The sequence below is a fragment of the Pedobacter sp. CG_S7 genome, assembly GCF_040544395.1.
In the GTDB taxonomy this organism is placed as follows: domain Bacteria; phylum Bacteroidota; class Bacteroidia; order Sphingobacteriales; family Sphingobacteriaceae; genus Pedobacter.
In genome coordinates this window covers 1-23,831 of sequence record NZ_JBEONS010000015.1, presented here as the reverse complement: position 1 = coordinate 23,831, position 23,831 = coordinate 1, and the positions used below count along the sequence as shown (strand labels likewise).

Genomic DNA, 23,831 nt, shown 5'->3' with positions numbered 1-23,831 from the left:
ACTGTTTTACCTGTTTACAAAACTTGATTTATTACTACTTAAAAATAGCTAATATTAAAAGATCAAAAAATCTTAATTTATTTTACCTTATTTTAAATCTTTATAAATGTATAAATTTTTCTTTTGAATAACCAAAAGTAAAGTATGGAAAGCTCGTAGATGAATCAACTAGCTTCAAGACCACCATTATCAGCAAAAATTTGGTGTTGAGTTAAAAACCCAGAAAACATCTTAAGACCAGCACTAAACTGTAAAATCGAAGATAGATAGGTATCAATCACTTCGCTAAGGGCTCTTCTGATTTGTTGAACATCTTTTATTGTAATAAGATTTTTATATTAGACTTGCTTAGTTACGTTGATATAAATATAGCGCAACTATTTACAATGATTGATGAGTTTTGTGCTTGCTGTTGTGCTGTGCACTATAATTAATCTTTATTTTGTAAATAATTATTTAATTCGTTAATTTCTGTTTTTGCAAGTGGTAAGACTTGCGATTCTTTGTATTCCCAAATGTCTAACCCCTCAATTTGTTCTAGACGGATTGAATTCAGTAAGAGCTAGAGGCCGAAAATCAGGCTAGCAACCCTGTATCCATACTTAATGGCTTATGGTGAGACTGCAATCAATTTTCAGGAATTTTTGCAATTACGGCCGCACTGAGGACACAATTGCAGAGCTACACAATTTAATAGATCAGTCTAACAAGTTTTTTTTTAAATTGTATATTTATAACAAAAAAATTATTGTCAAAAATGCTAATCAATCAATCCATTATCAGCGATATAATTGATATTATTGCTAAATCTAAAGACAATGCTATCCGTGCTATCGACCATCAGCGCACGCTAATGTATTGGCATATTGGCAAGAGAGTTTTCGAAGAAGAACAGCAAGGAAAAGATAGAGCTGAATATGGATCATTTCTTATTAAATATCTTTCGGAACAGTTACAACCTGAATTTGGAAGTGGTTTCTCTAGAAGGCAAATCAATTTATATCGTCAATTTTACCGCACGTTTCCAATTGTGCATACACTGTATGCACAATTAAGCTGGAGTCAATATAAGTTAATGTTAAGCCTTGAAAATGAAGACCACAGGACATTTTATATAGCCGAAACTATCAAGAATAATTGGACAGTTCGTCAATTAGAAAGACAGATCTATAGTAATTTGTTTGAACGTCTTTTGTTAAGTAATGAAAAAAAAAGTGTATTAGCAGTTGCAAAGAATGAAAAACTTCCTTCTGATGCCAAAGAAATTATTAAAGACCCAATGTTTTTAGAATTTCTTGGATTAAAGAGAGAAGCTTCATACTACGAGAAAGATTTAGAAAATGCTATTATATCACATCTTCAGGAATTTTTATTAGAATTGGGAAACGGTTTCTCATTTGTAGCAAGACAGAAGCGTATACATATTGAAGGAGATGAGTTTTTTGTAGATCTCGTATTCTATAACCGATTGTTGCAGTGTTTTGTAATCATCGAAATTAAGACTACTAAGTTAACCCACCAGGATATTGGGCAATTGCAGATGTATGTTAATTATTATGACCGCATGGAAAAGCTTCCAAATGAAAGCCCAACGATCGGAATATTACTTTGCGCTAGTAAAAACGATGCAGTGGTTAAGTTTACACTGCCAGAGGGTGAAAGACAAATTATAGCAAGTCAATATAAACTTTACCTTCCAACGGAACAACAATTATTGGAAGAGGTAAATAAGGAATTGGATAGCTTCGAAGGGAAGGAAAATATTGATAATAAGTAAAGTGTGATGTCAATCTAACTATAGATTCCAACTTCTTCTGGAATTATTGTGATTTGCTTTCATGGAAAAAAGTACGCCTTGCGTTACACTTGACTTGTTTCTATCTTTATTATAGCTGTAAGTTTCACTAACAACTACGATAAAAAGAAAATCTTAAGGAACGATAATTATGCAAAAAAGTATGGTCAAGTCCTAAAATTCAGTACCCTCTACAATGATATCTTAATAAGGATATATTATTTTATTGTAACAACCGCTACTTATTATATATTCGTTTTATGATTGGAATTGCAAGGAATTAGTAGATGTAATAAAGAATTGTATTCCTAATGTATAATTTAAATTCCTAAAAATTGTAAACCGCTAAGTACTTATTATTCACATCAAAATTGCTTACTTTTGTGGCCTGATAATCAGAAAATGTTTGCAAATATGTGTGCAAACATTTTCAAAAAATCAAATAAGCAATTTATAATCATTCAATTAAATAATAAATTTATGTCATCAGTAGAGACAACTTTCGTTCCTTACAAAGTTAAGGACATTTCACTGGCAGAATGGGGCCGCAAAGAAATCGGATTAGCAGAGGCAGAAATGCCCGGTCTAATGTCATTGCGTGAAGAATTTGGCCCTTCAAAACCTTTAAAAGGCGCCCGCATTGCTGGTTGCCTGCACATGACCATTCAAACTGCAGTTCTAATAGAAACTTTAGTTGAATTAGGTGCCGAAGTAACCTGGTCATCATGTAACATTTTCTCCACACAAGATCACGCTGCTGCTGCCATGGCTGCTGCAGGAATCCAAGTTTATGCCTGGAAAGGTTTAAATGAAGAAGATTTTGACTGGTGTATCGAACAAACCCTACATTTCGGTCCAGATCGCCAGCCATTAAACATGATTCTTGATGACGGTGGTGATTTAACCAACATGGTTTTCGATAAATACCCTGAGCTGATTGCAGCAATCAAAGGTTTATCTGAAGAAACCACTACCGGCGTTCACCGTTTATACGAGCGCATGAAAAACGGAACATTGCATATTCCAGCAATCAACGTAAACGACTCCGTTACCAAATCTAAATTCGATAACAAATACGGATGCCGTGAATCATTAGTTGATGCCATCCGTCGTGCTACAGATATTATGATGGCTGGTAAAGTTGCCGTTGTTGTTGGTTATGGTGATGTAGGTAAGGGTTCTGCAGAATCTTTAAGCTCTCAGGGCGTACGTGTTATCATTTCAGAAATTGATCCGATCTGTGCATTACAAGCTGCTATGGAAGGTTATGAAGTAAAGAAATTTGCTACTGCCGTTAAAGAAGCAGACATTGTAGTTACTTCAACAGGTAACTGCGACATCGTTCGTGCAGAACACTTCAGAGTAATGAAAGACAAAGTTATTGTTTGTAACATCGGTCACTTCGATAATGAAATTGACGTAGCCTGGTTAAATACAAACTATGGCGATACCAAAGTAGAAATCAAACCTCAGGTTGATAAATATACCATCGACGGAAAAGATGTTATTCTTTTAGCTGAAGGCCGCTTAGTAAACTTAGGTTGCGCAACTGGTCACCCAAGTTTCGTAATGTCTAACTCTTTCACTAACCAAACATTGGCGCAGTTAGAATTGTGGACAAACACAGCAAACTACGAGAATAAAGTTTATGTGCTTCCTAAATACTTAGATGAAAAAGTAGCACGTTTACACTTAGCTAAAATTGGTGTAGAATTAGATGTTTTAGATCAGCACCAGGCAGATTATATTGGCGTTCCTGTAGAAGGTCCGTTTAAACCTGAAGCTTACAGATACTAAATAAGTAACCTTAATTTAATAGTAATTTAAAAGGGCTTTCCGAAAGGAAGGCCTTTTTTTTTGTATTCACAACCTCACTCCCTATCCCCCTCCTATTGAATCAATAGACAGACCACATTCAGTCAAGGGTGAGTCAAGGGTTTCTTCGACAAAAGGTTGACTCACCCTTGACTCACTGTGGACTCACCCTTGACTCACTATCAACTGAGGCCCATTCATCACTAAAAGATTTTGGATTTATAATTTCAATATTCCTTACCTTTGTGCATGGCAAATCTATCTGTAAACATCAATAAAATAGCCACATTACGTAACAGTCGTGGCGGCAATAATCCCGATTTAGTAAAAGTAGCCTTAGACTGTGAACGTTTTGGTGCTCAAGGAATAACAGTACACCCCAGACCAGACGAAAGACACATTCGTTACCAGGATGTTTTTGACTTAAAAGCAGTTATTGCTACCGAATTAAACATTGAAGGTAACTGCAGAGAACAAAAGTTTATAGACCTTGTTTTAGCCAATCAACCTGCGCAGGTTACTTTAGTGCCAGATACCGAAGGCCAAATTACTTCTAACCATGGTTGGGACACCATAAAAAACCAGGATTACCTCCGGGAAATGGTCACCTTGTTTAAAAATGCAGGAATCCGCGTTTCCATATTTGTAGATCCGGTAACAGCAATGATTGAAGCCGCAGCTACGACCGGTACAGACAGAATTGAACTTTATACGGAGGCTTATGCACAGCATTTTCATCAGGATAAAGCTGCAGCAATTGCACCTTATATTACTGCCGCTAATAAAGCAATAGCATTAGGCCTGGGCATCAACGCAGGACATGACCTCGACCTGCACAACCTACAGTATTTCAACCAACACGTTACCAACCTTTTAGAGGTTTCTATTGGTCATGCTTTAATTGCTGACGCCTTATATCTTGGTCTGGAAAACACCATCCAAATGTATCTGCGTCAACTAACCAACTAACCCGGAAATTTCTTACCTTTGCGCCAACTTTTATTGCTACAATATATGAGCTTAAATATCCATTACAAAGAAGACTTTAAAAATCGCCACATTGCCACAAATACAGCTGATACAGCTGCAATGTTATCGACAATTGGCGTAAATTCTATTGATGAATTGATTGAACAAACAGTTCCAAAAGAAATCAGATTAAAGCAGCCTTTAAACCTTCCGAAAGCGAAGTCGGAGGCTGAATACCTGAGCAGCATAAAGCAAACGGCGGCTCTAAACAAAGTGTTCAAGTCTTATATCGGTCAAGGATATTATGACACGATCACCCCTGGCGTAATTTTACGTAACGTCATGGAAAATCCAGGATGGTACACGCAATATACACCTTACCAGGCTGAAATTGCTCAAGGCCGTTTACAGGCTTTATTGAACTTTCAAACCATGGTTATTGATTTAACGGGGATGGAAATTGCAAATGCTTCTTTATTAGATGAAGGTACTGCTGCTGCTGAAGCGATGCTTATGCAATTCAGCCTTCGCAAGAACCCCTCGGCTACAAAATTCTTTGTTTCTGAATTGTTGTTTCTCCAAACCATAGATGTGCTAAAAACAAGGGCCAATCCTTTCGGTATTGAGCTTGTTATTGGCAACCACCAAAATATTGAACTCAACGATAAGTTTTTTGGCGCTATAGTTCAATATCCTGCTGGCAACGGTGAGGTTTTTGATTACACCGACTTTGCCGCAAATGCACATCAAAAAAACGTTAAAGTTACTGTTGTTGCTGATCTATTGAGTTTAACCTTATTAACGCCTCCTGGAGAATGGGGTGCTGATGTTGTGGTAGGTACTACCCAACGTTTCGGAATTTCAATCGGTTTTGGTGGCCCTCACGCAGCTTACTTTGCTACAAAAGAAGAATATAAAAGAAATATTCCTGGCCGTATCATTGGCGTTACTATAGATGTAAATAATAATTATGCTTTACGCATGGCCCTGCAAACCAGAGAGCAGCACATCCGCAGAGATAAAGCGACCTCTAATATTTGTACAGCACAAGCACTATTGGCTATCATGGCTGGTTTTTATGCTGTTTACCATGGCCCTAAAGGGTTAAAATTAATTGCTGAGCGCACCCATGGCCTGGCAGTAAGTTTAGCTACATCATTACAGAAAATTGGTTATAAAACACTGACCACCGCTTATTTTGATACCATACAGGTAGAACTTGGAGACCTTGTAGACTCTATCCATAGAGAATGCATTGACAATGAAATCAACCTAAATTATAAAGGCAGCCTGGTAACCATCGCTCTTGATGAAACCACAAGTGTTGCTGATATTAAACTATTAAATAAAATATTTTCTAAAGTTAAAGGTATCTCAGCAGGTCAGGCTGAACTAGAGGAAGAGAATATCGTTACCGTTATTCCTGAGGCCTTACAACGCCGTTCTACCTATTTAACACACCCTATTTTCAATGCCCACCAGTCTGAGCATGAAATGCTTCGTTACATTAAATCATTAGAAGCAAAAGACCTTTCTCTTTGTCATTCCATGATTCCTTTGGGTTCATGTACCATGAAACTAAATGCAACCACAGAAATGGTTCCTGTAACCTGGTCTGAATTTGCTAAAATACACCCCTTCGCTCCTACTGATCAAGTTGCCGGTTATTATACCGTATTTAACGAATTAAATAAATGGTTAAGCGAAATTACTGGTTTTGCAGCCATGAGTTTACAGCCTAATGCTGGAGCTCAGGGTGAATATACTGGATTAATGGTGATCAGGGCTTATCACCAGGATCGTGGCGAAGGGCACCGTAATGTAGCCTTAATTCCTTCTTCTGCACATGGCACAAACCCTGCTTCTGCGGCTATGGCCGGTATGAAAGTAGTGGTGGTAAAATCTTTAGTTAATGGAAACATTGATGTGGAAGACTTAAAAGCCAAGGCAGAACAACATAAAGAGGTGCTTTCCTGCCTGATGGTAACTTACCCTTCTACACATGGGGTATTTGAAGAAAGCATCATTGCTATTTGTGAAACAATCCATGCCAATGGCGGACAAGTATATATGGACGGCGCAAACATGAATGCACAAGTTGGACTAACTAGTCCCGCTAATATTGGCGCAGATGTTTGTCACTTAAATTTACACAAAACTTTTTGTATTCCTCACGGTGGTGGTGGACCAGGCATGGGGCCAATTGGTGTGGCAAAACACCTGGTTAAATATTTACCTGGCCATGCGGTAGTCGACATCAATCACGAGAAATCTATCCATGCAGTAGCATCGGCACCATGGGGTTCTGCATCCATATTAATCATTTCTCATGCTTATATCGCTATGATGGGCACAGAAGGGTTAACGAATGCTACTAAAGCTGCCATCCTGAACGCTAATTATATGAAGGCACGTTTAGAGGAACATTACCCGGTATTGTATGCGGGCAGCAAAGGGCGTTGTGCACATGAAATGATCCTGGATTGCAGAAGTTTCAAAAACTTCGGTATCGAAGTGGTCGATATCGCAAAACGTTTGATGGATTATGGTTTTCATGCACCAACGGTTTCTTTCCCGGTGGCTGGCACCTTAATGATAGAGCCTACTGAAAGCGAACCTAAACATGAGCTAGATAGGTTTTGTGATGCTTTAATAGCTATTAAAGGAGAGATTGCTGCTGTAGAAAATGGAGAGAGCGATAAAGTTGATAATGCTTTAAAGAATGCACCACATACAGCAGCTAATGTTACTGGCGATGATTGGAACCATAGTTACAGCAGGCAAAATGCCGCTTTTCCGCTACCTTATGTGGCAGCTTACAAATTCTGGCCTTCTGTTGGCAGGGTAAACGATTCTTATGGTGATAGATCTTTAATCTGCGCCTGTCCGCCAATTGAGGCATACCAGGAAGAATATTCAAGTTAAGTTAGTAGCTTACAAACATTTAATAAAACTAGTGTAATATAAAAAGATCATTTTACTTAAAATGATCTTTTTATATTAAAAAAATAAACAACTAATTTATATCTTTAATAAAATTTAATGCGTTCTTTACTAAAACCAAAATGGATTTTAAAATCAACCTATTAGTTATTGATGATGACGACATCAATATTTTCATCATTAAAAAGATTGTAGAGAAGACTGGGTTCGCCGTAAATATGGTGGCGAAAACTAACGGTCAGTTAGCGATTGATTACCTTCATGAAATTGCAGATAGTCCGGAAATATTCCCTCACCTGATGTTGATCGACATCAATATGCCGGTCCTTAACGGATGGGAATTTATTGAAGCATACGAAAAAATGAATATCACCAAAGTGGTAGACATGTATATGCTTTCCTCCTCGGTTTACGAAAATGACATTGAGAAAGCCAAAACCTATAATGTAGTTAAAGGCTTTATTTCAAAACCATTGTCGATTGATCGCTTAGTTGAATTATTTAAAAGTGCTAGCGCTTAAAACTATATCACTTTAAAAACGCCATCGTTATAAGTAACAAAACCAGTGGCCTTTTTCTTTCCATGGTAAAATAAACAATTCCAGTTTTCTACTGCTGCTTTCTTTCCATATTCATCACGAAGCTCCATTGCTTTACGTCCATCAAAATCATATTTTGCAATAAACTTACGCAGCAATTCTTCAGGCTCTGGCAAAACATCGCCGCCAAAGAATACTTTATCTGTTCCATCATCTAAAAGAAAAGTTTGATGAAAAGGACAATGAGCTCCGGTTAATTCATAACTGATGCCTTCAATAAATTGTCCTGATCCTTCTACAAAAACCATAGTGGCATTTCTTTGTAAAAAATCAAATATCTCCGTATGGTAAGAAGTGGATGCACTGGTAAAAGCGCTTTCCCATTCGCCTTCCTGTATAACATAAGTAGCATGCGGAAAGCTGAGCTCCATCTTGCCATTATAATGGTGTACCATGCCCCCGGAATGGTCATAGTGAAGATGAGACATCAATACATAGTCTACATCTTCGGGATTAAAACCTGCCTTTTTAATGTTCTCATGTAATTGCAGTTGCCCTGCCTCATTGCTGTACCCTAAACCGGTATCTAACAATAGTAGCAAATTATTCATTTTAACTAAAAATGGTTGCACATGAATAAATAAGGAAGCAGGTCTGTCTCTGGCATGATCAACCGCAGGGTTGAAAGGAAGAAATTTTTTAGTGGCATCTACCGAATAAGAACCTTCGTATAAAGTGAATACTTGCAATGACATAGATATTAGTAAGAAAAAATTAATGATATCTTTACGAATCACGAGGCAAATATATGGAAAAAAGATGGGTGCGGGCGCTACAGGGAAATAAAGCGCTTACTGAAGCGCTTGCAGAGGAATTAAAGATTGATAAGTGCTTAGCACAGATTTTGGTACAAAGGGGTATTAGCACTTTTGATGAGGCACGCCATTTCTTTCGGCCGGCAATGGGTGAAATTCATGATCCTTTTTTGATGAAAGACATGGATAAGGCTATAACCCGCATTGACAACGCTTTAGTAAATAAAGAAAAAATACTGATCTATGGTGATTATGATGTAGATGGAACCACCGCTGTTGCTTTGGCTTACAGCTTTTTCAAGCAGTTTACCAATCAAATTGAATATTATATACCTGACCGTCATAAAGAAGGTTATGGCATCTCTACCCTGGGTATTGATTATGCCAAAGACCATGGTTTTACTTTAATTATTGCTTTGGATTGTGGTATAAAATCTAACGACAAAGTGAGTTATGCAAATAGCATAGGTGTAGATTTCATCATCTGTGACCATCATTTACCGGGTGAAGAATTGCCGGATGCAATAGCAGTACTTGATCCAAAACGTAAAGATTGTCCTTATCCTTTTAAAGAGTTAGCAGGCTGTGGCATTGGCTTTAAGCTTGCCCAGGCTTTTTGCATTTCACATCAATTCTCAAAAGAAAAATATGAGCAATACCTGGACCTGGTTATGGTGAGCATTGCCGCCGACATTGTTCCGGTGCAGGATGAAAATAGGGTGCTCGCTTACTACGGCTTAAAAAAGTTGAATGGCTACCCAAGCATGGGCCTCAAAGCATTGATGCAAAGTTCAGGGCCAGCAAAAGAGTTTACTTTAACAGACATCGTGTTCACCATTGCCCCACGTATCAATGCCGCCGGCCGGATGGATCATGCACGTGAAGCCGTTAAGATGTTGTTATGTATGGAAAATGGCCCGGCACAAGAACAAAGTTCATTTATTAACATTCATAACACAGAACGTAAAACAACTGATCAGCAAACCACAGCCGAAGCGCTTGCTTTAATTGCAGCTTGCGAGGTACTTATAAATAAGAAAACTACAGTAGTTTATAACCAACAGTGGAATAAAGGCGTTATTGGCATTGTGGCATCCAGACTTACAGAAACTTATTTCCGCCCCACCGTTGTATTAACTGCATCTAATGGCTTGCTTACTGGCTCTGCACGTTCTGTACCCGGTTTCGATCTCTACGAAGCCCTATTAGGTTGCGCAGATTTATTGGAACAATTTGGCGGTCATAAATTTGCTGCAGGCTTAACCATGAAAGAAGAAAATATCAATTCTTTTTCAGACCGCTTTGAAAGTATCGTTGCAGCAAGTATTACTGATGACATGCTTTGTCCGGAAATAAATATTGATGCCGAAATTGACCTGAAACAAATTGATGGTAAATTTCAAAGAATACTGGCTCAAATGGCTCCTTTTGGACCGGGTAACATGGCACCTGTTTTTATTTCACACCAGGTAGTTTGCGTAGGAATTCCTTATATTGTAGGAACAAAACACCTAAAATTGACTATAAAGCAACAAAATTCAAGTACTTTTGACTGTATTGGCTTTAATCAGGCTGAATTTCTATTGGCTTTGAAACCTAATCAGCCTTTCTCCGTTTGTTATACAATAGAAGAAAATGTTTGGCGGGAAAAAAAACGATTACAACTAAATATTAAAGCGATCAAAATTGATAATTGATATACTTAAATGATCTTAAGAGCAGATAATCTAGTTAAAAAATATAAACAACGCACCGTTGTTAATGATGTTTCATTTAATGTGAGCCAAGGGGAAATTGTTGGTTTACTTGGCCCTAACGGCGCAGGAAAGACAACCTCTTTTTACATGATCGTGGGCTTGATTAAGCCCAATGAAGGAACAATTTTCTTAGATGACGAGGATATTACCAGCGATGCCATGTACAGGCGGGCGCAAAAAGGTATCGGTTACCTTGCGCAGGAAGCCTCCGTATTTAGAAAGCTAACGGTGGAAGATAATATTTTGGCTATTTTGGAAATGACTAAAATGGGAAAAGAAGAAAGATACGAGAAACTTGAAGAACTGATTACAGAATTTAGTTTGCATAAAGTGCGTAAAAATAGGGGCGACTTACTCTCTGGAGGTGAAAGAAGAAGAACAGAAATTGCCCGTGCCCTTGCTGCCAGTCCAAATTTCATTCTTTTGGATGAACCTTTTGCAGGTGTAGACCCTATTGCAGTGGAAGAAATACAAACAATTGTAGCCAAACTTAAAAACAAGAACATAGGTATTTTAATTACGGATCATAATGTGCAGGAAACCCTGTCTATTACAGACAGAGCTTACCTCTTATTTGAAGGTAAAATTCTTGAATCTGGAACCCCGGAGGTACTGGCAGCAAATGAAATGGTGAGAAAAGTATACCTTGGCTCTAATTTTGTGCTCCGCAGCAAAAACTTATAATTCATATCTATAAAAAAATGGCGTTTGTTAATTCAATTTTTACCTGGTACATGAAGAAAAGGGTTCATCAGATAGAACTTTTCATGAAATACCCCCTTGATGTACAAGATGAATGGTTTCATACTTTAATCTCAAGTGCCCAAAACACCGAGTGGGGTAAGAAATATGATTACAAATCAATAGCTTCTCAGAAAGAATTCAAAGAAAGAGTACCCTTACAAAATTACGATACCATTAAACCTTACATTGAACGAATGCTTAAAGGAGAACAAAATATCCTTTGGCCTTCTGAAATTAAATGGTTTGCTAAATCTTCTGGAACAACCAGCGACAGGAGTAAATTTATACCTGTATCAGAAGAATCTTTACAGGAGTGCCATTTCAAAGGGGGTAAGGATATGCTTTCCATCTATTGCAATAACCGCCCGGATAACCAAATATTAACGGGTAAAGGCTTAGTACTTGGCGGAAGTCACCAGATTAACCAATTAAATGAAGATTCCTATTATGGTGACCTTTCTGCGGTACTGATAAAGAACCTGCCGATGTGGGCCGAATATTACCGAACACCAGATATATCCATTGCCTTAATGGATAATTATGAGCATAAAATGGAAAAAATGGCCGAGGCCACCATTAACGAAAACGTCACCAACATTTCTGGTGTACCCACCTGGACGCTTGTGCTTGCTAAGAAAGTTTTGGAAATGACCGGCAAAAACGACCTGCTGGAAGTTTGGCCAAACCTGGAATTATATTTCCACGGAGCCGTAAATTTTAAGCCTTATAGAGAACAGTTTAAGGCCTTGATTCCTAGTGCCGACATGTATTACCTGGAGACTTACAATGCCTCAGAAGGTTTTTTTGGTATACAAGACCAGGAAAATTCAGAAGAGTTATTGTTAATGCTCGACTATGGCATTTATTATGAGTTTCTCCCAATGGAGCTTCTGGCAGAAGAAAACCCCCAAACGTTATCACTGGATCAGGTGGAATTACATAAAAACTACGCCATCATTATTTCTACCAATGGAGGATTATGGCGTTATATGATTGGAGATACCATCCAATTTACGTCCCTCCTTCCTTTCCGTATTAAAATTACAGGACGTACCAAACACTTCATCAATGCTTTTGGCGAAGAAGTCATTATTGAAAATGCAGAGCATGCCATCAGTGCAGCCTGCTGTGCTACTGGAGCTATTTTTATTGACTACACTGCTTGCCCTATTTATTTCGAAGGCACCAACGCAGGGGGACATGAGTGGATCATCGAATTTGAGAAACAGCCTAATGATTTTGAATTGTTTGTGGATGTATTAGACCAAACCCTGCGTGATATCAATTCAGATTATGATGCCAAGCGTTTCAATGACATGGCAATATTAAGACCTAAGGTTCATAATGCACCAAAAAGCACGTTCTATAATTGGTTAAAATCAAAAGGCAAATTAGGGGGACAACATAAAGTTCCACGTTTGGCTAACGACAGAAAATACGTGGAAGAAATTCTTAAAACACTGAAGGAACCACTCAAATATTCAGCCTAAAAATACAAATCGAATTTATATTATATAAATAATTTGGTAATCTCGTCTACAAGATATAGTTTTGACTACTAAATCTATAGACTTTGTATTATGGCCAGAAAACTACCCTATTTTACCCCTGAAGCTACTTTTAAAAAGTACCAGTACTTCATTCTATTCTTTATCTTCTTTTTAACCCAACAAACACTAAAGGCCCAAGAAAACCAATTAATCGAAATCAGTGGAGTAGTAAATAGTCAGGAAACAAAAGAACCACTAGCGGGCGTAGGGGTGAATATTAATGGTACTATTGCAGGAACAACCACAGACCAAAACGGCAAATTTAAACTTCGGAGCCGATTAAAATTCCCAATAAAACTTAATTTCACCAGCATTGGTTTTGAACCACAAGAATTTAAAGTCGTATCAGCCGGCGACTTGCTAACTATTAATTTAGTTACACAAACGATTTTAGGAAACGAGGTTGTCATTACAGCTTCCAGAGTAGCGGAAAGCATTTTAAAATCACCTGTAGCGATTGAAAAATTAGACATCCGGGCTATTCGGGAATCGCCGGCACCAAGTTTTTATGATGCCCTGGAAAATGTGAAAGGAGTCCAGATGACTACCTCCAGCTTGACTTTTAAAATCCCCAATACCCGTGGTTTTAATATCCCAAGTAATTACCGGTTTATGCAATTGGTAGATGGCATAGACATGCAGGCAGCAACCTTAGGTGTTCCATTAGGAAATGCAATTGGCCCAACAGAACTGGATATTGCCAGTGTAGAGATCACACCCGGTGCAGCTTCTGCACTTTATGGCATGAATGCGATCAATGGGATGAGCAACCTGTTTACCAAAAATCCTTTTTATTATCAAGGACTTAGTTTTTATCAAAAGACGGGCTTAAATCATCTTGGTGGCACTGGTAGGGAGGTCAGTAACCTTACGGAAACCGCCATTCGTTATGCAAAAGCATTCAACAATAAGCTTGCATTTAAAATTAACCTCAGCTATTTGAGGGGAACAGACTGGCTTTCAGATACGCGAACAAATCAAAATCCTAATAACTTAAAAAGTGCAAACCCAGGCTTCAATGCTTTAGATGGCGAAAATAACATCGCTTTTGATGGCTGGAACAAATATGGCGATGATGTATTAGCAGGAAGTAACACGGTTTCGCTAAGTGGCTTAACTATCAATAGTAAAAACAATCAGACTTTAAATGTTGCCAGGACCGGCTACTGGGAAAAAGACCTGGTTAACCCTAATGTAGACAACCTGAAGTTTGATGCTGGATTACACTACCGCTTCAACGACTTTTTGGAATTGGCATACGATTACCGCATAGGAAAAATGGATGGTGTTTTTCAACGGGGCAATAAAATCCAACTGGATAATGTGGTCATCCAAAACCATAAATTAGAACTTAAAGGAAGTAATTTCTTAATCAGGACCTATGTATCCTTAGAAAACTCCGGGGATTCTTACAATGTAAAACCGTTGGCAGATAACCTGGATTTAGCAAGTGGAGGCAGTGGCTCGGCATGGAGTGCAAAATATAAAAATGCTTTAAATGCATTTGCTACAGCCAATGGCTCTTTAACTGATGCGAACCTTGCCGCAGCAACAAAATACGCAAGACAACAAGCAGATGCTGGTCGTGTAGAACCAGGTACACATGCATTTGAGGACTTAAAAAACGCCATCATATCGGTAAACAACTGGGACATAAAATCTTCCAATATCCCTGATGCCCCCGTTACCGGTGGTGCAGCATTAATTCAACAAAGTCACCTATACCACATTGAAGGACAGTGGGATCTTTCTAAACAAGTAAAATATTTCGATCTATTAATAGGTGGCGATGCAAGAGCTTATGAAATTATTCCAGATGGAAACAACTTTGTTGATTTTAGTCGTTCGATAGCCGACAGAGGCAAACAGCTACCTGATGGCAGTTATGGAAAAAATAGCTATTACAAAAAAATAGGCGCTTTTACACAGGTTACAAAAACCTTCTTTGAAGAGAAACTTAAGATTTTCAGCTCCTTACGCCTTGATTACAATCCTGAATTCGACCCTAAACTTACCCCAAGGGTAGCAGCCGTTTATTCACCAGATGCACACAACAATTTCAGGATCACCTACCAACAAGGTTATCGTTTCCCGGGTTTATTTGAAGCCTTGTCCTATGTCAATAACGGAAGAGTTAAACGTGTAGGAAGTTTAGCTTACATCAATGAGGGTTTAGGCTACTTAGACAATAGCTATACCCGCGCTTCTGGCGTAGTGTTTAACGCAGCCGTTAACACTGCGGTAGCCGCAGGGGAAGACCGGAACACTGCTGCGCTGGCCAATAAAACCTTATTGGTAAAAGCAGACCTCCCCAAAGCAAGACCAGAACGGATCAATTCTCTTGAGGTAGGCTATAAAAGTGTGTTTCTGGATAACCGCTTAATATTCGACATTGATGCTTATACGAATACTTATGATGGTTTTTTGGGACAAGTACAAGTTGACGTTCCCAAAGGCGCAACAATTGGTACTGATGGAGCAGTTTTAAATATGCTCGATGCCAATCGTGATTCGGGGCAAGATCGTTATCGTGTATATACCAATGCGAAAAATAAATACCGGAATTATGGCTCTGCATTGGGTTTAACCTATAATTTCTATAAAAAATTCACTGTGGCAGGAAATGTAAGTTACAACAAGATCAAGACAAATGTGAGTTCAGATCTTTTCGTTACTGGATTTAACACCCCTCAGTGGGTAACAAATTTAACTATTGGCAATAGGGAGATTGTTAAGAACCTTGGTTTTAGTATGATTTACAAATGGCAGGACTCCTTTTTATGGGAAAGTCCTTTAGTAAGCGGTAAAATTGCCGCTATTAATACATTCGATGCTCAGGTGACTTATAGAATTGCTGAAGCCAAATCAACCATAAAAATAGGTGGAACGAATATTTTCAATACCCCATATTTACAATATGCGGGCGGTCCAACTTTAGGTGCCCTTTATTATGCGGCGATTACTTTTGAAGGTTTACTAAACAAGTAGCCTTGGGATTTATGATCATTCAAAAATGAAGCTGCTTAATTATAAATTATTCAGGCAGCTTCATTTTCTGTATCCGCACTGCATTTAAAATAGCCAATAAGGCAACGCCAACATCGGCAATAACAGCTTCCCACAGCGTTGCCAAACCCCCAGCACCAAGTAACAGCACCAAAACTTTAACACCCATTGCAAGGGCAATATTCTGCCAGACAACTTTTTTAGTCAGCCGGGCAACCCTAATAGCGGTCACCAATTTAAAAGGCTGGTCATTTTGGATAACCACATCAGCCGTTTCAATAGTAGTATCACTCCCCATACCGCCCATTGCAATTCCAACATCGGCCAACGCAATCACAGGCGCATCGTTTACACCATCTCCTACAAAGGCAATTCGCCTGCCCATTGCTTTCAAATCAGTAACTTTTCGCACTTTATCTTCTGGCAACAAAGCACCAAATGCCTCTCCAATACCCAATAGCCGGGCCACTTTTGCTACCACAATTTCCTTATCGCCACTCAGCATCATGGTGGATATATTCATTTTGTGCAAGGCAGCTATTGTTTTCGCTGCATCAGTTTTAACTTCATCAGCAATGGTAAGGTAACCGGCATATTGCTGATCTACAGAAACCAATACTACGGTATCCACCTCATCATCAACAATAGGATCATACGCAATGTTTAGTTTGTGAAACAAGCTGGCATTTCCAACTAAAACTGATTTTCCATTAATGATACCTTTCAATCCATGTCCCGCTTCCTCTTCCACCGCTAATATTTTCACGTCAGGAAGAAACTTTCCTGCATATTTTGTAATTGCAATAGCGATGGGATGTGTGGATTTACTTTCCAGCGCAGCAACCAAAAGCAAAAATTCCTCTTCAGGAAGAAGATGCGGCACAACCTTTTGAACATTAAAAACTCCTTTTGTTAAGGTACCGGTTTTATCCATCACCACCATATCTACCTGTGTCATCACATCCATAAAGTTGGCCCCTTTAAACAAAATTCCATTATTCGAAGCCAGACCTATACCACCAAAATAACCCAGCGGGATAGAAACCACTAAAGCACAAGGACAACTGATTACTAAAAAGACCAGCGACCGGTAAAACCAATCCTGGAAACTATAATTAGCACTAAAGAAAAATGGGAGAATAACCAGCATTAAGGCCAGCAAGAAAACAATAGGCGTATAAACTTTAGCAAAGCGGGAGATAAACAATTGCGTTTGAGATTTTCTGGCAGTGGCATCCTGTACCATTTCCAGAATTTTACTCAACTTACTATCCTGAAATAGCGATTGTACCTTTACTTCAGTTAAGGAATTCAAGTTAATCATCCCTGCCAGTATCATACTACCTTTTAATTTCGTATCGGGTATACTTTCTCCAGTAATAGCCGCAGTATTAAAAGTTCCTTTCGCTGAAATTAACATGCCATCCAGCGCTACTTTTTCGCCAGGCTTAATTTGTATAATTTCATTTATTTTCACTTGAGATGGATGGGTACTTAAAGTTTTCCCATCCCTTACAACAGTTACTATATCTGGCCTGATATCCAGCAATGCTTTAATATTCCGTTTGGCATTAGCGACTGCGGCATCTTGAAACCATTCTCCGATAGAATAAAATACCATTACGGCAACACCTTCACTGTAAGATCCAATAGCGAAGGCACCTACCGTGGCTACAGTCATCAAGAAGAACTCATTAAAAAAGTCAAGATGAAGTGCTTTTCTAACGGCCAGCTTGATCACATTATAACCTGCAAGCAAATAAGCGATTACAAAAACAACCAACTCCAACAGGTAATTTAATTTGAAATTAAAGCCATACGTAAGGGTAAGCATGACAACGAGTATCAATAAAGCCATTAACAAGGGCCAGTGACTTATCCAGTCTCTATTTTCGTCATTTTCATGGTTGTGGTCGTGATCTTTTTTTTCTACTTTCATAATTGATTTTCTGAAATTGTTTCCTAATGCAACAGTAATCTTGCAGTTAAAAACATTCAACAGTGTTAATTTATGAAATTTAATTAGCACTGTTTATTTTCTTTCCTATCTAACAAATAAAAACACTTTTGAAACCTGAATTAGAAACAATCTTTAGTAGCGTTACAACAGAACCCATAACAGCAGCAATATGAAAACACCTCATCAATCGCTCAACCAGGAGAAAAAGACGAATTAACACCCTCTCTCTAGTTATATAAAATTTAGAAATTTAGTTCAAGGAGTACACTAATTCTGTTAAACAGAGCAAAAAGCTATAATTATCCTACCTTAAAATCCCTAACTAATAGTAAAGATATTTTATATTTATTTAAGGTAATTTTATTTTAATAGGCTAACCAATAGCTAAAAAGGCATATTTAAACGCCGGTCTCCCGTTAAAAAACTGAAAATATTGTTACAACCTCAAAATAAATTAAAATACAGGCACATCTTTTGCAAATAGAGTGAAAATAACATTTCATAAACAGTAAACTACCTCATTAATAATCAATAATAACAATATGAACAAAAAACCTACTTTAAAGTACAACTCTCCTTCGTGCTCACGCACTTCCTTTTCCAGAATAAAAACAACACTTTATGCTACGGTTGTTCTTTTTGCTGTTATCATGACAGGCTGTAGAAAAGATGATTTTGAAGGTGAAATTTCAGGCGACTGCCCCGTGGTAGTAACAACTGATCCAAAAGACAAAGCCGTTGACGTACCACTTAACAAGGTAATCTCCATAACCTTCAATACGGACATGGATGCAACAACGATTAATAATTCTACCTTTATTGTTAAACAAGGCACTAAAACAATTAGTGGAAAGATTGCCCCTACTGCCGTTGCTAAAACATTTACATTTACACCAGATGCGCCACTTTCACCATTCACCACATATACTGGTGTGGTAACGACAGGCGCAAAAGACAACCTGAAAACAGCAATGGTTAGTGATTACACCTGGACATTTATAACAATACCTCAGGTAGTTCTTTCATTCACACCAGCATTAAGTGGAACCGTTAGTGGCGGCGGCGAATTTGCACAAGGTTCTGTTAATACAATTACCGCAGTGCCAAATACAGGTTTTACTTTTACAAATTGGACCGATAACGGAACTGTAGTATCGACAAGCTCCAATTACTCGTTAACCATGGCAGGAAATAAAGCGCTGGTAGCACATTTCACTGCTATACCATTTGGTAGTGTAGCTCTTAACTTAACTTCAAGTCCTGCAGCAGGCGGTACAACTCTTGGCAGTGGATCTTACCAACCAGGAACACCTGTAACAATCAGTGCAACGGCGAATTCAGGATATTCTTTTGTAAACTGGACAGAAAACGGAAACATCATCTCCACAAATACAAGTTTCCAATTTACAATTTTAGCTAGTAGAAATTTGGTGGCTAACTTTAAAGGAGCAGAAATTGGATTAGGTCCAATTGCTATTAATTTAGGTAGTGCAGCTGATTTTGTAACATTAACTAAATCAGGCATTTCTACAACAGGGACTACTTTAATCACCGGTAACATAGGTGTTAGTCCTGCTGCAGCAACGGCTATTACAGGCTTTGGATTAATCATGGATACCAATGGTCAATCATCACATACCCCAATCGTAATAGGTAAAGTATATGCAGCAAACTATGCAGCACCAACCCCAGCAAAAATGACAACCGCAGTGAGCGATATGGAAACTGCATTTACGACTGCAAATGGGTTGACAACTCCTGCACCAATTGTGGGCTTGTATAGTGGAGATATCAGTGGCAGAACTTTAACTGCAGGATTATACAAATGGAGCACAGGTGTACTCATCACTAATGCAGGTGTTACACTTACAGGTGGACCAAATGATGTTTGGGTATTCCAGATTTCACAAAACCTGACCGTAAACAACAGCGCTAAAATCACTTTATTAGGTGGTGCACAAGCCAAAAACATATTTTGGGTAGTATCTGGTCAAGCAACACTTGGATCAGACACAGATTTTAGTGGAATCATTTTAAGCAAAACGTTGATCTCCTTAAATACAGGTGCTAAAGTTACCGGTAGATTATTGGCTCAAACAGCGGTTACTCTAAATGCAAGTACTGTAACTCAACCTCAATAATTTTCATTCCAAAAAATATCCGCTCTTCGGAGCGGATTTAAAAAAACCTCAGATGATTACAAAATATAAGATGATAAAACGTGGTGCAATCTGCACCTTAATGTTGTTAGTGGCCCAAAGCACTGTTCAGGCTCAAACAGAACAACCTACCTGGTGGTTCGGTCTATCTGGAGCGGCAAATACAAACTTTTACGATGGCACTACACAAAGATTAAATAACGATCTGATTGTTCCGGCAGCATTTCATAAAGGAAATGGCATACGTCCATTTGGATCCTTATTAATTGAATATCGCCCAAGTCGTGTATGGGGTGGTTTATTAAACCTAGGTTATGATGGTCGCGGAGGTAAATTTGATGAGGTGATGGCACCATGTGATTGTCCGGCTAACTTAGAAACAAACACCAGCTACCTAACCATTGAACCAAGCTTACGCTTTAGCCCGGGTGGTGGAAATTTTTATCTTTTCGCTGGTCCAAGAGTTGGGATTAACCTTCAGAAAGATTTTTCTTATACCCAGCTCAGACAACCTAATACAGATGCAGAATTAAGCGAAATGCGGAAAACCGTTATTTCTGGTCAGGTGGGCGTTGGTTATGACATCTCACTTTCTTCGCCAAACAGCACAACAAAATATGTAATATCACCTTTTGTGTCTTTCCATCCCTATTTCGGTCAGGATCCTCGTAGCATAGAAAGCTGGTCGATGACTACCGTAAGAACTGGTGTAGCATTAAAATTCGGTAAAGCGAAAAAAGAAATGGCTGAATTGCCAATTGCAGTTCCTGTTGATGAAGTTCAATTCTTCGTGAGGGCACCACAGGACGTTCCTGTTAAACTACAGCTGAGTGAAACTTTGCCATTGTTAAATTACGTCTTCTTTGATGAAGGTTCTAATGCCATACCTTCTAGGTATGTATTGCTTTCTGAGGCAGCCGCAAGCAACTTTAAAGAAGAACAATTACAGAAGGAAGAGTCGACAAGTGCTACTGGCCGTTCTGCGAGCCAACTAAATGTATACCACAATATATTAAACATTCTTGGCGACCGACTTAGAACAAATTCAGGCACTTCAATCAATTTGAGTGGTGCTTCAGCAAATGGACCTAAAGAAGGTAAAGTTTTTGCAGAAAACATCAAAAAATATATAGTTGGCGCATTTGGTATAAATGAATCAAGAATTATAACCCAGGGACGTACCAAACCACTTATACCATCGGAACAACCGGGTGGAACAAAGGAACTTGACTTACTTCGTGCTGGAGACCGCAGGGTTGACATACAAAGCAATTCTTCTGAATTGTTGATGGAAGTAGGTGGCGGAATGATGAAACCTGTTCAGATGAATGCAACGCAAACTGATCCATTAGCTGGTCAGGTTGTATTTAACACACCGGGAGCTGAAAAGATGTTCACCTCTTATACGATTGAGATCACGGACGCTAACGGAAAAAGTAAAATCTACGGTCCTTTCAAAAAAGATGAGGAAAGAATACCTGCGCAAGCAATATTAGGCGATCAACCCGCAGGAGACTATAAAATAGTGATGCTGGGAACAACTAAAAACGGACTACCAGTTAGAAAAGAAAGTACTGTACAGTTGGTTAGTCAACAGGCAGTAACCCAAACAGGTTCACGTTATAGCATTTTGTTTAACTTTAATAAAGCAACCACTATAGCTTCTTATGAAGACTTCCTGACTAAAACTGTTGCACCTTTGATTACAAATGGATCAACAGTGGTTATCCATGGCCATACTGATATAATTGGTTCAGAAGCATACAATGCTAAGTTATCGCAAAGCAGAGCGCAAGAAGCACAATCTATTTTAGAACGTGTTTTACGCAATGCAGGAATTAGTAATGTTAAATTTCAAACCAATGGTTTTGGTGAAGAGGAATCTTTATTTGACAATAACCTTCCAGAAGAACGTTTCTATAACAGAACGGTAATCATTGATATTATTCCTGTAAAATAATCAGGTTTTATTAAATAAAAGCGGCTGTCTCCTTGTGCAATGCCCCCCATAAAGTCTCTAACTTTAGGCGGCATTGCACAAGGAGACAGCCGTTTTTTTATTGGTATATAATTATTTTTTCTAAATTAATGAAGCGATAAAACTAGGCCATTAAATATTCAATTTCTTTTTCCAGATAAACCTATCCAAATCAAACCGGGCGTATTTGGGGCAAGCACCTGCCTGCGAAGTTATAAAAGCGCCCATCGCAACAGCGTAATCCAAAGTAGTTTCTACAGCCTCATCTGCCAGTTTCATCGCTAAAAAAGCAGCCAGAAACGAGTCCCCACTGCCTACAGTATCTGCCACGTTTATAGTATAAGCGGGATAATCATAGCGAAAAGCAATGGTATAATAACTGACCCCCTGACTACCTTTGGTAATCAAAACCTCCTCCACGTTAAAGCGATCAAAAAGTAACTCTACCCCATCGGCCTCTTTGACACAAATAGGATCATACCATTGGGCAATCAGCAGCAACTCGCTGCTATTAAGCTTAACCAGGTTTGACTGGCGAAGCAAGGCATCAATAACTTCTGGTGAATAATGCGGTGCACGAAGATTGACATCAAAAACACGATAAGAACTGTAAGCTAACATTTGATAGAGCGTGGCTCTGGTAACTGTGTTTCTGGCACTCAATGTACCAAAAACAAAAGCCTTCGACTCCCTTACCAGGGCTTCAAAATTTGGCTGCAGGCTAATGAAATCCCAGGCTACCGGAGAAAGAATTTCGTAACTCACTTCGTGGTTACTTTCATTAATTGTTGCCTGTACCTGGCTGGTCGCCTGTTCAACATCAATCTGAACAAGATCAGTTTCTAATCCAATTTCTTTTAAGAAACCCAACAGCTCCTCTCCTGGCTGATCATTGCCAATGCGACTGATTAAGTGGCTGTTAATACCCAGTTGATGTAAATGGTAGGCAACATTCATTGGTGCACCACCCGGTCTTTTTCCCGTTGGAAGATTGTCCCAAAGAATTTCCCCAAAACAAACTACTGACTTATTATATAACTCCTTCATTATTTTAAACGCTTAAGCATTGTCTAATTGTCTAGTTAGCAGAACGACAATTTAAATAAACAAATTTGTAAATAAATACAATTTATTTATTTGATCATCAGGGATTTTTGTTTCTGGTTTACTTAAACTACTGGCTACTTAATATTACCATTTTTAATAAAAAAAAGGAGTCAATAATAAATTCTTTAAATTATAAGTGTTGAGCGGAAGTTATTTGGCACAAAAAAAGGCAAGCGACCGTTTTACCGTGCTTGCCTTTTTAGCTCCCGAGACTGGGCTCGAACCAGTGACCCTCTGATTAACAGTCAGGCACCGCCCATCTCTAACTATATCTTAGTCAATTGATTACAAACACTCAAAGAAATTCCGTTAAATAGTTGTAACGGTTTTTAATTATTAACGAATTTAGTACATTCTTTTTAATGCATGGCTATTGGTTTTAATTTTTTCAAAACCAATAGGAATGCTAGACAAATTGGGAAGGCAAAACAATAATTTGATGACATGTATTTATACAAACAACATTGAACGTCCTTTTGGTTAGCGCCAAGACCTTAACTTGATGTATTAATTTTTAGTTTTGCACTTAGATCATGGAAATAACTTGGGGACCATATTTCAAGTACTTTTGGATCTTTTATAAATCTAGAGATGTCAGCTTCACAAAGTCCATTTTAATACTTTCGATCTTTTCGCTAAATAGTTTCCTGAACTCCTCTTCGTTGATGGTATCTTTTTTCCAGTCACCGCTATC

General features: G+C 38.4%; 14 protein-coding genes. 11 read left to right on the top strand and 3 right to left on the bottom strand.

All coding sequences use genetic code 11. The annotated features are described in order from the left end of the window. Positions 1 to 757 precede the first annotated feature (757 nt). From AAKU52_RS09715 to AAKU52_RS09695, 5 genes are all read left to right on the top strand, one after another. Positions 758 to 1,777 (top strand): PDDEXK nuclease domain-containing protein, encoded by a 1,020-nt coding sequence (locus AAKU52_RS09715; protein ID WP_354332795.1) that lies wholly within the window; start codon positions 758 to 760, stop codon positions 1,775 to 1,777. A 498-nt stretch (positions 1,778 to 2,275) separates the two neighbouring features. Beyond that, positions 2,276 to 3,592, top strand: a complete 1,317-nt coding sequence (ahcY, locus tag AAKU52_RS09710) for an adenosylhomocysteinase (protein WP_354332793.1) — start codon at positions 2,276 to 2,278, stop codon at positions 3,590 to 3,592. A gap of 267 nt (positions 3,593 to 3,859) precedes the next feature. Next, complete coding sequence (locus tag AAKU52_RS09705) at positions 3,860 to 4,579, top strand: pyridoxine 5'-phosphate synthase (RefSeq protein WP_354332790.1); 720 nt, start codon at positions 3,860 to 3,862, stop codon at positions 4,577 to 4,579. A gap of 45 nt (positions 4,580 to 4,624) precedes the next feature. Beyond that, positions 4,625 to 7,504, top strand: coding sequence for an aminomethyl-transferring glycine dehydrogenase (gcvP, locus tag AAKU52_RS09700; RefSeq protein WP_354332788.1), 2,880 nt, complete (start codon positions 4,625 to 4,627; stop codon positions 7,502 to 7,504). A 140-nt stretch (positions 7,505 to 7,644) separates the two neighbouring features. After that, the gene (locus AAKU52_RS09695) at positions 7,645 to 8,043 is read left to right on the top strand and encodes a response regulator (RefSeq protein ID WP_354332786.1); all 399 of its coding nucleotides are present in this window, start codon (positions 7,645 to 7,647) and stop codon (positions 8,041 to 8,043) included. Between the two features lie 2 nt (positions 8,044 to 8,045). Here AAKU52_RS09695 and AAKU52_RS09690 read toward each other — a convergent pair whose 3' ends face one another. Then, positions 8,046 to 8,810 carry an MBL fold metallo-hydrolase gene (locus AAKU52_RS09690; protein WP_502931024.1) on the bottom strand — a complete coding sequence of 255 codons (765 nt, stop codon included), beginning with the start codon at positions 8,808 to 8,810 and terminating at the stop codon, positions 8,046 to 8,048. Positions 8,811 to 8,869: 59 nt separating this feature from the next. Between AAKU52_RS09690 and recJ the strand changes: the two genes are divergently transcribed. From recJ to AAKU52_RS09670, 4 genes are all read left to right on the top strand, one after another. Beyond that, positions 8,870 to 10,573 (top strand): single-stranded-DNA-specific exonuclease RecJ, encoded by a 1,704-nt coding sequence (gene recJ, locus AAKU52_RS09685; RefSeq protein ID WP_354332782.1) that lies wholly within the window; start codon positions 8,870 to 8,872, stop codon positions 10,571 to 10,573. A 9-nt stretch (positions 10,574 to 10,582) separates the two neighbouring features. Continuing rightward, entirely contained in the window at positions 10,583 to 11,317 is a 735-nt protein-coding gene (lptB, locus tag AAKU52_RS09680; RefSeq protein ID WP_354332779.1) for an LPS export ABC transporter ATP-binding protein, read from the top strand. Between the two features lie 17 nt (positions 11,318 to 11,334). Next, a complete protein-coding gene (locus AAKU52_RS09675; RefSeq protein ID WP_354332777.1) occupies positions 11,335 to 12,867 on the top strand; it encodes a GH3 auxin-responsive promoter family protein in 1,533 nt (510 codons plus the stop codon). A 90-nt stretch (positions 12,868 to 12,957) separates the two neighbouring features. After that, positions 12,958 to 15,915, top strand: a complete 2,958-nt coding sequence (locus tag AAKU52_RS09670; RefSeq protein WP_354332775.1) for a TonB-dependent receptor — start codon at positions 12,958 to 12,960, stop codon at positions 15,913 to 15,915. Between the two features lie 46 nt (positions 15,916 to 15,961). Here the strand turns inward: AAKU52_RS09670 and AAKU52_RS09665 are convergent, their stop codons facing one another. Continuing rightward, entirely contained in the window at positions 15,962 to 17,872 is a 1,911-nt protein-coding gene (locus tag AAKU52_RS09665) for a heavy metal translocating P-type ATPase (protein WP_354332774.1), read from the bottom strand. A gap of 563 nt (positions 17,873 to 18,435) precedes the next feature. Between AAKU52_RS09665 and AAKU52_RS09660 the strand changes: the two genes are divergently transcribed. Further along, complete coding sequence (locus AAKU52_RS09660) at positions 18,436 to 20,034, top strand: ice-binding family protein (RefSeq protein WP_354332771.1); 1,599 nt, start codon at positions 18,436 to 18,438, stop codon at positions 20,032 to 20,034. Positions 20,035 to 20,086: 52 nt separating this feature from the next. Beyond that, positions 20,087 to 22,012 carry an OmpA family protein gene (locus AAKU52_RS09655; RefSeq protein WP_354332769.1) on the top strand — a complete coding sequence of 642 codons (1,926 nt, stop codon included), beginning with the start codon at positions 20,087 to 20,089 and terminating at the stop codon, positions 22,010 to 22,012. A gap of 150 nt (positions 22,013 to 22,162) precedes the next feature. Here the strand turns inward: AAKU52_RS09655 and AAKU52_RS09650 are convergent, their stop codons facing one another. Next, positions 22,163 to 23,077, bottom strand: a complete 915-nt coding sequence (locus AAKU52_RS09650) for a carbohydrate kinase family protein (protein WP_354332767.1) — start codon at positions 23,075 to 23,077, stop codon at positions 22,163 to 22,165. Positions 23,078 to 23,831: the final 754 nt, after the last annotated feature.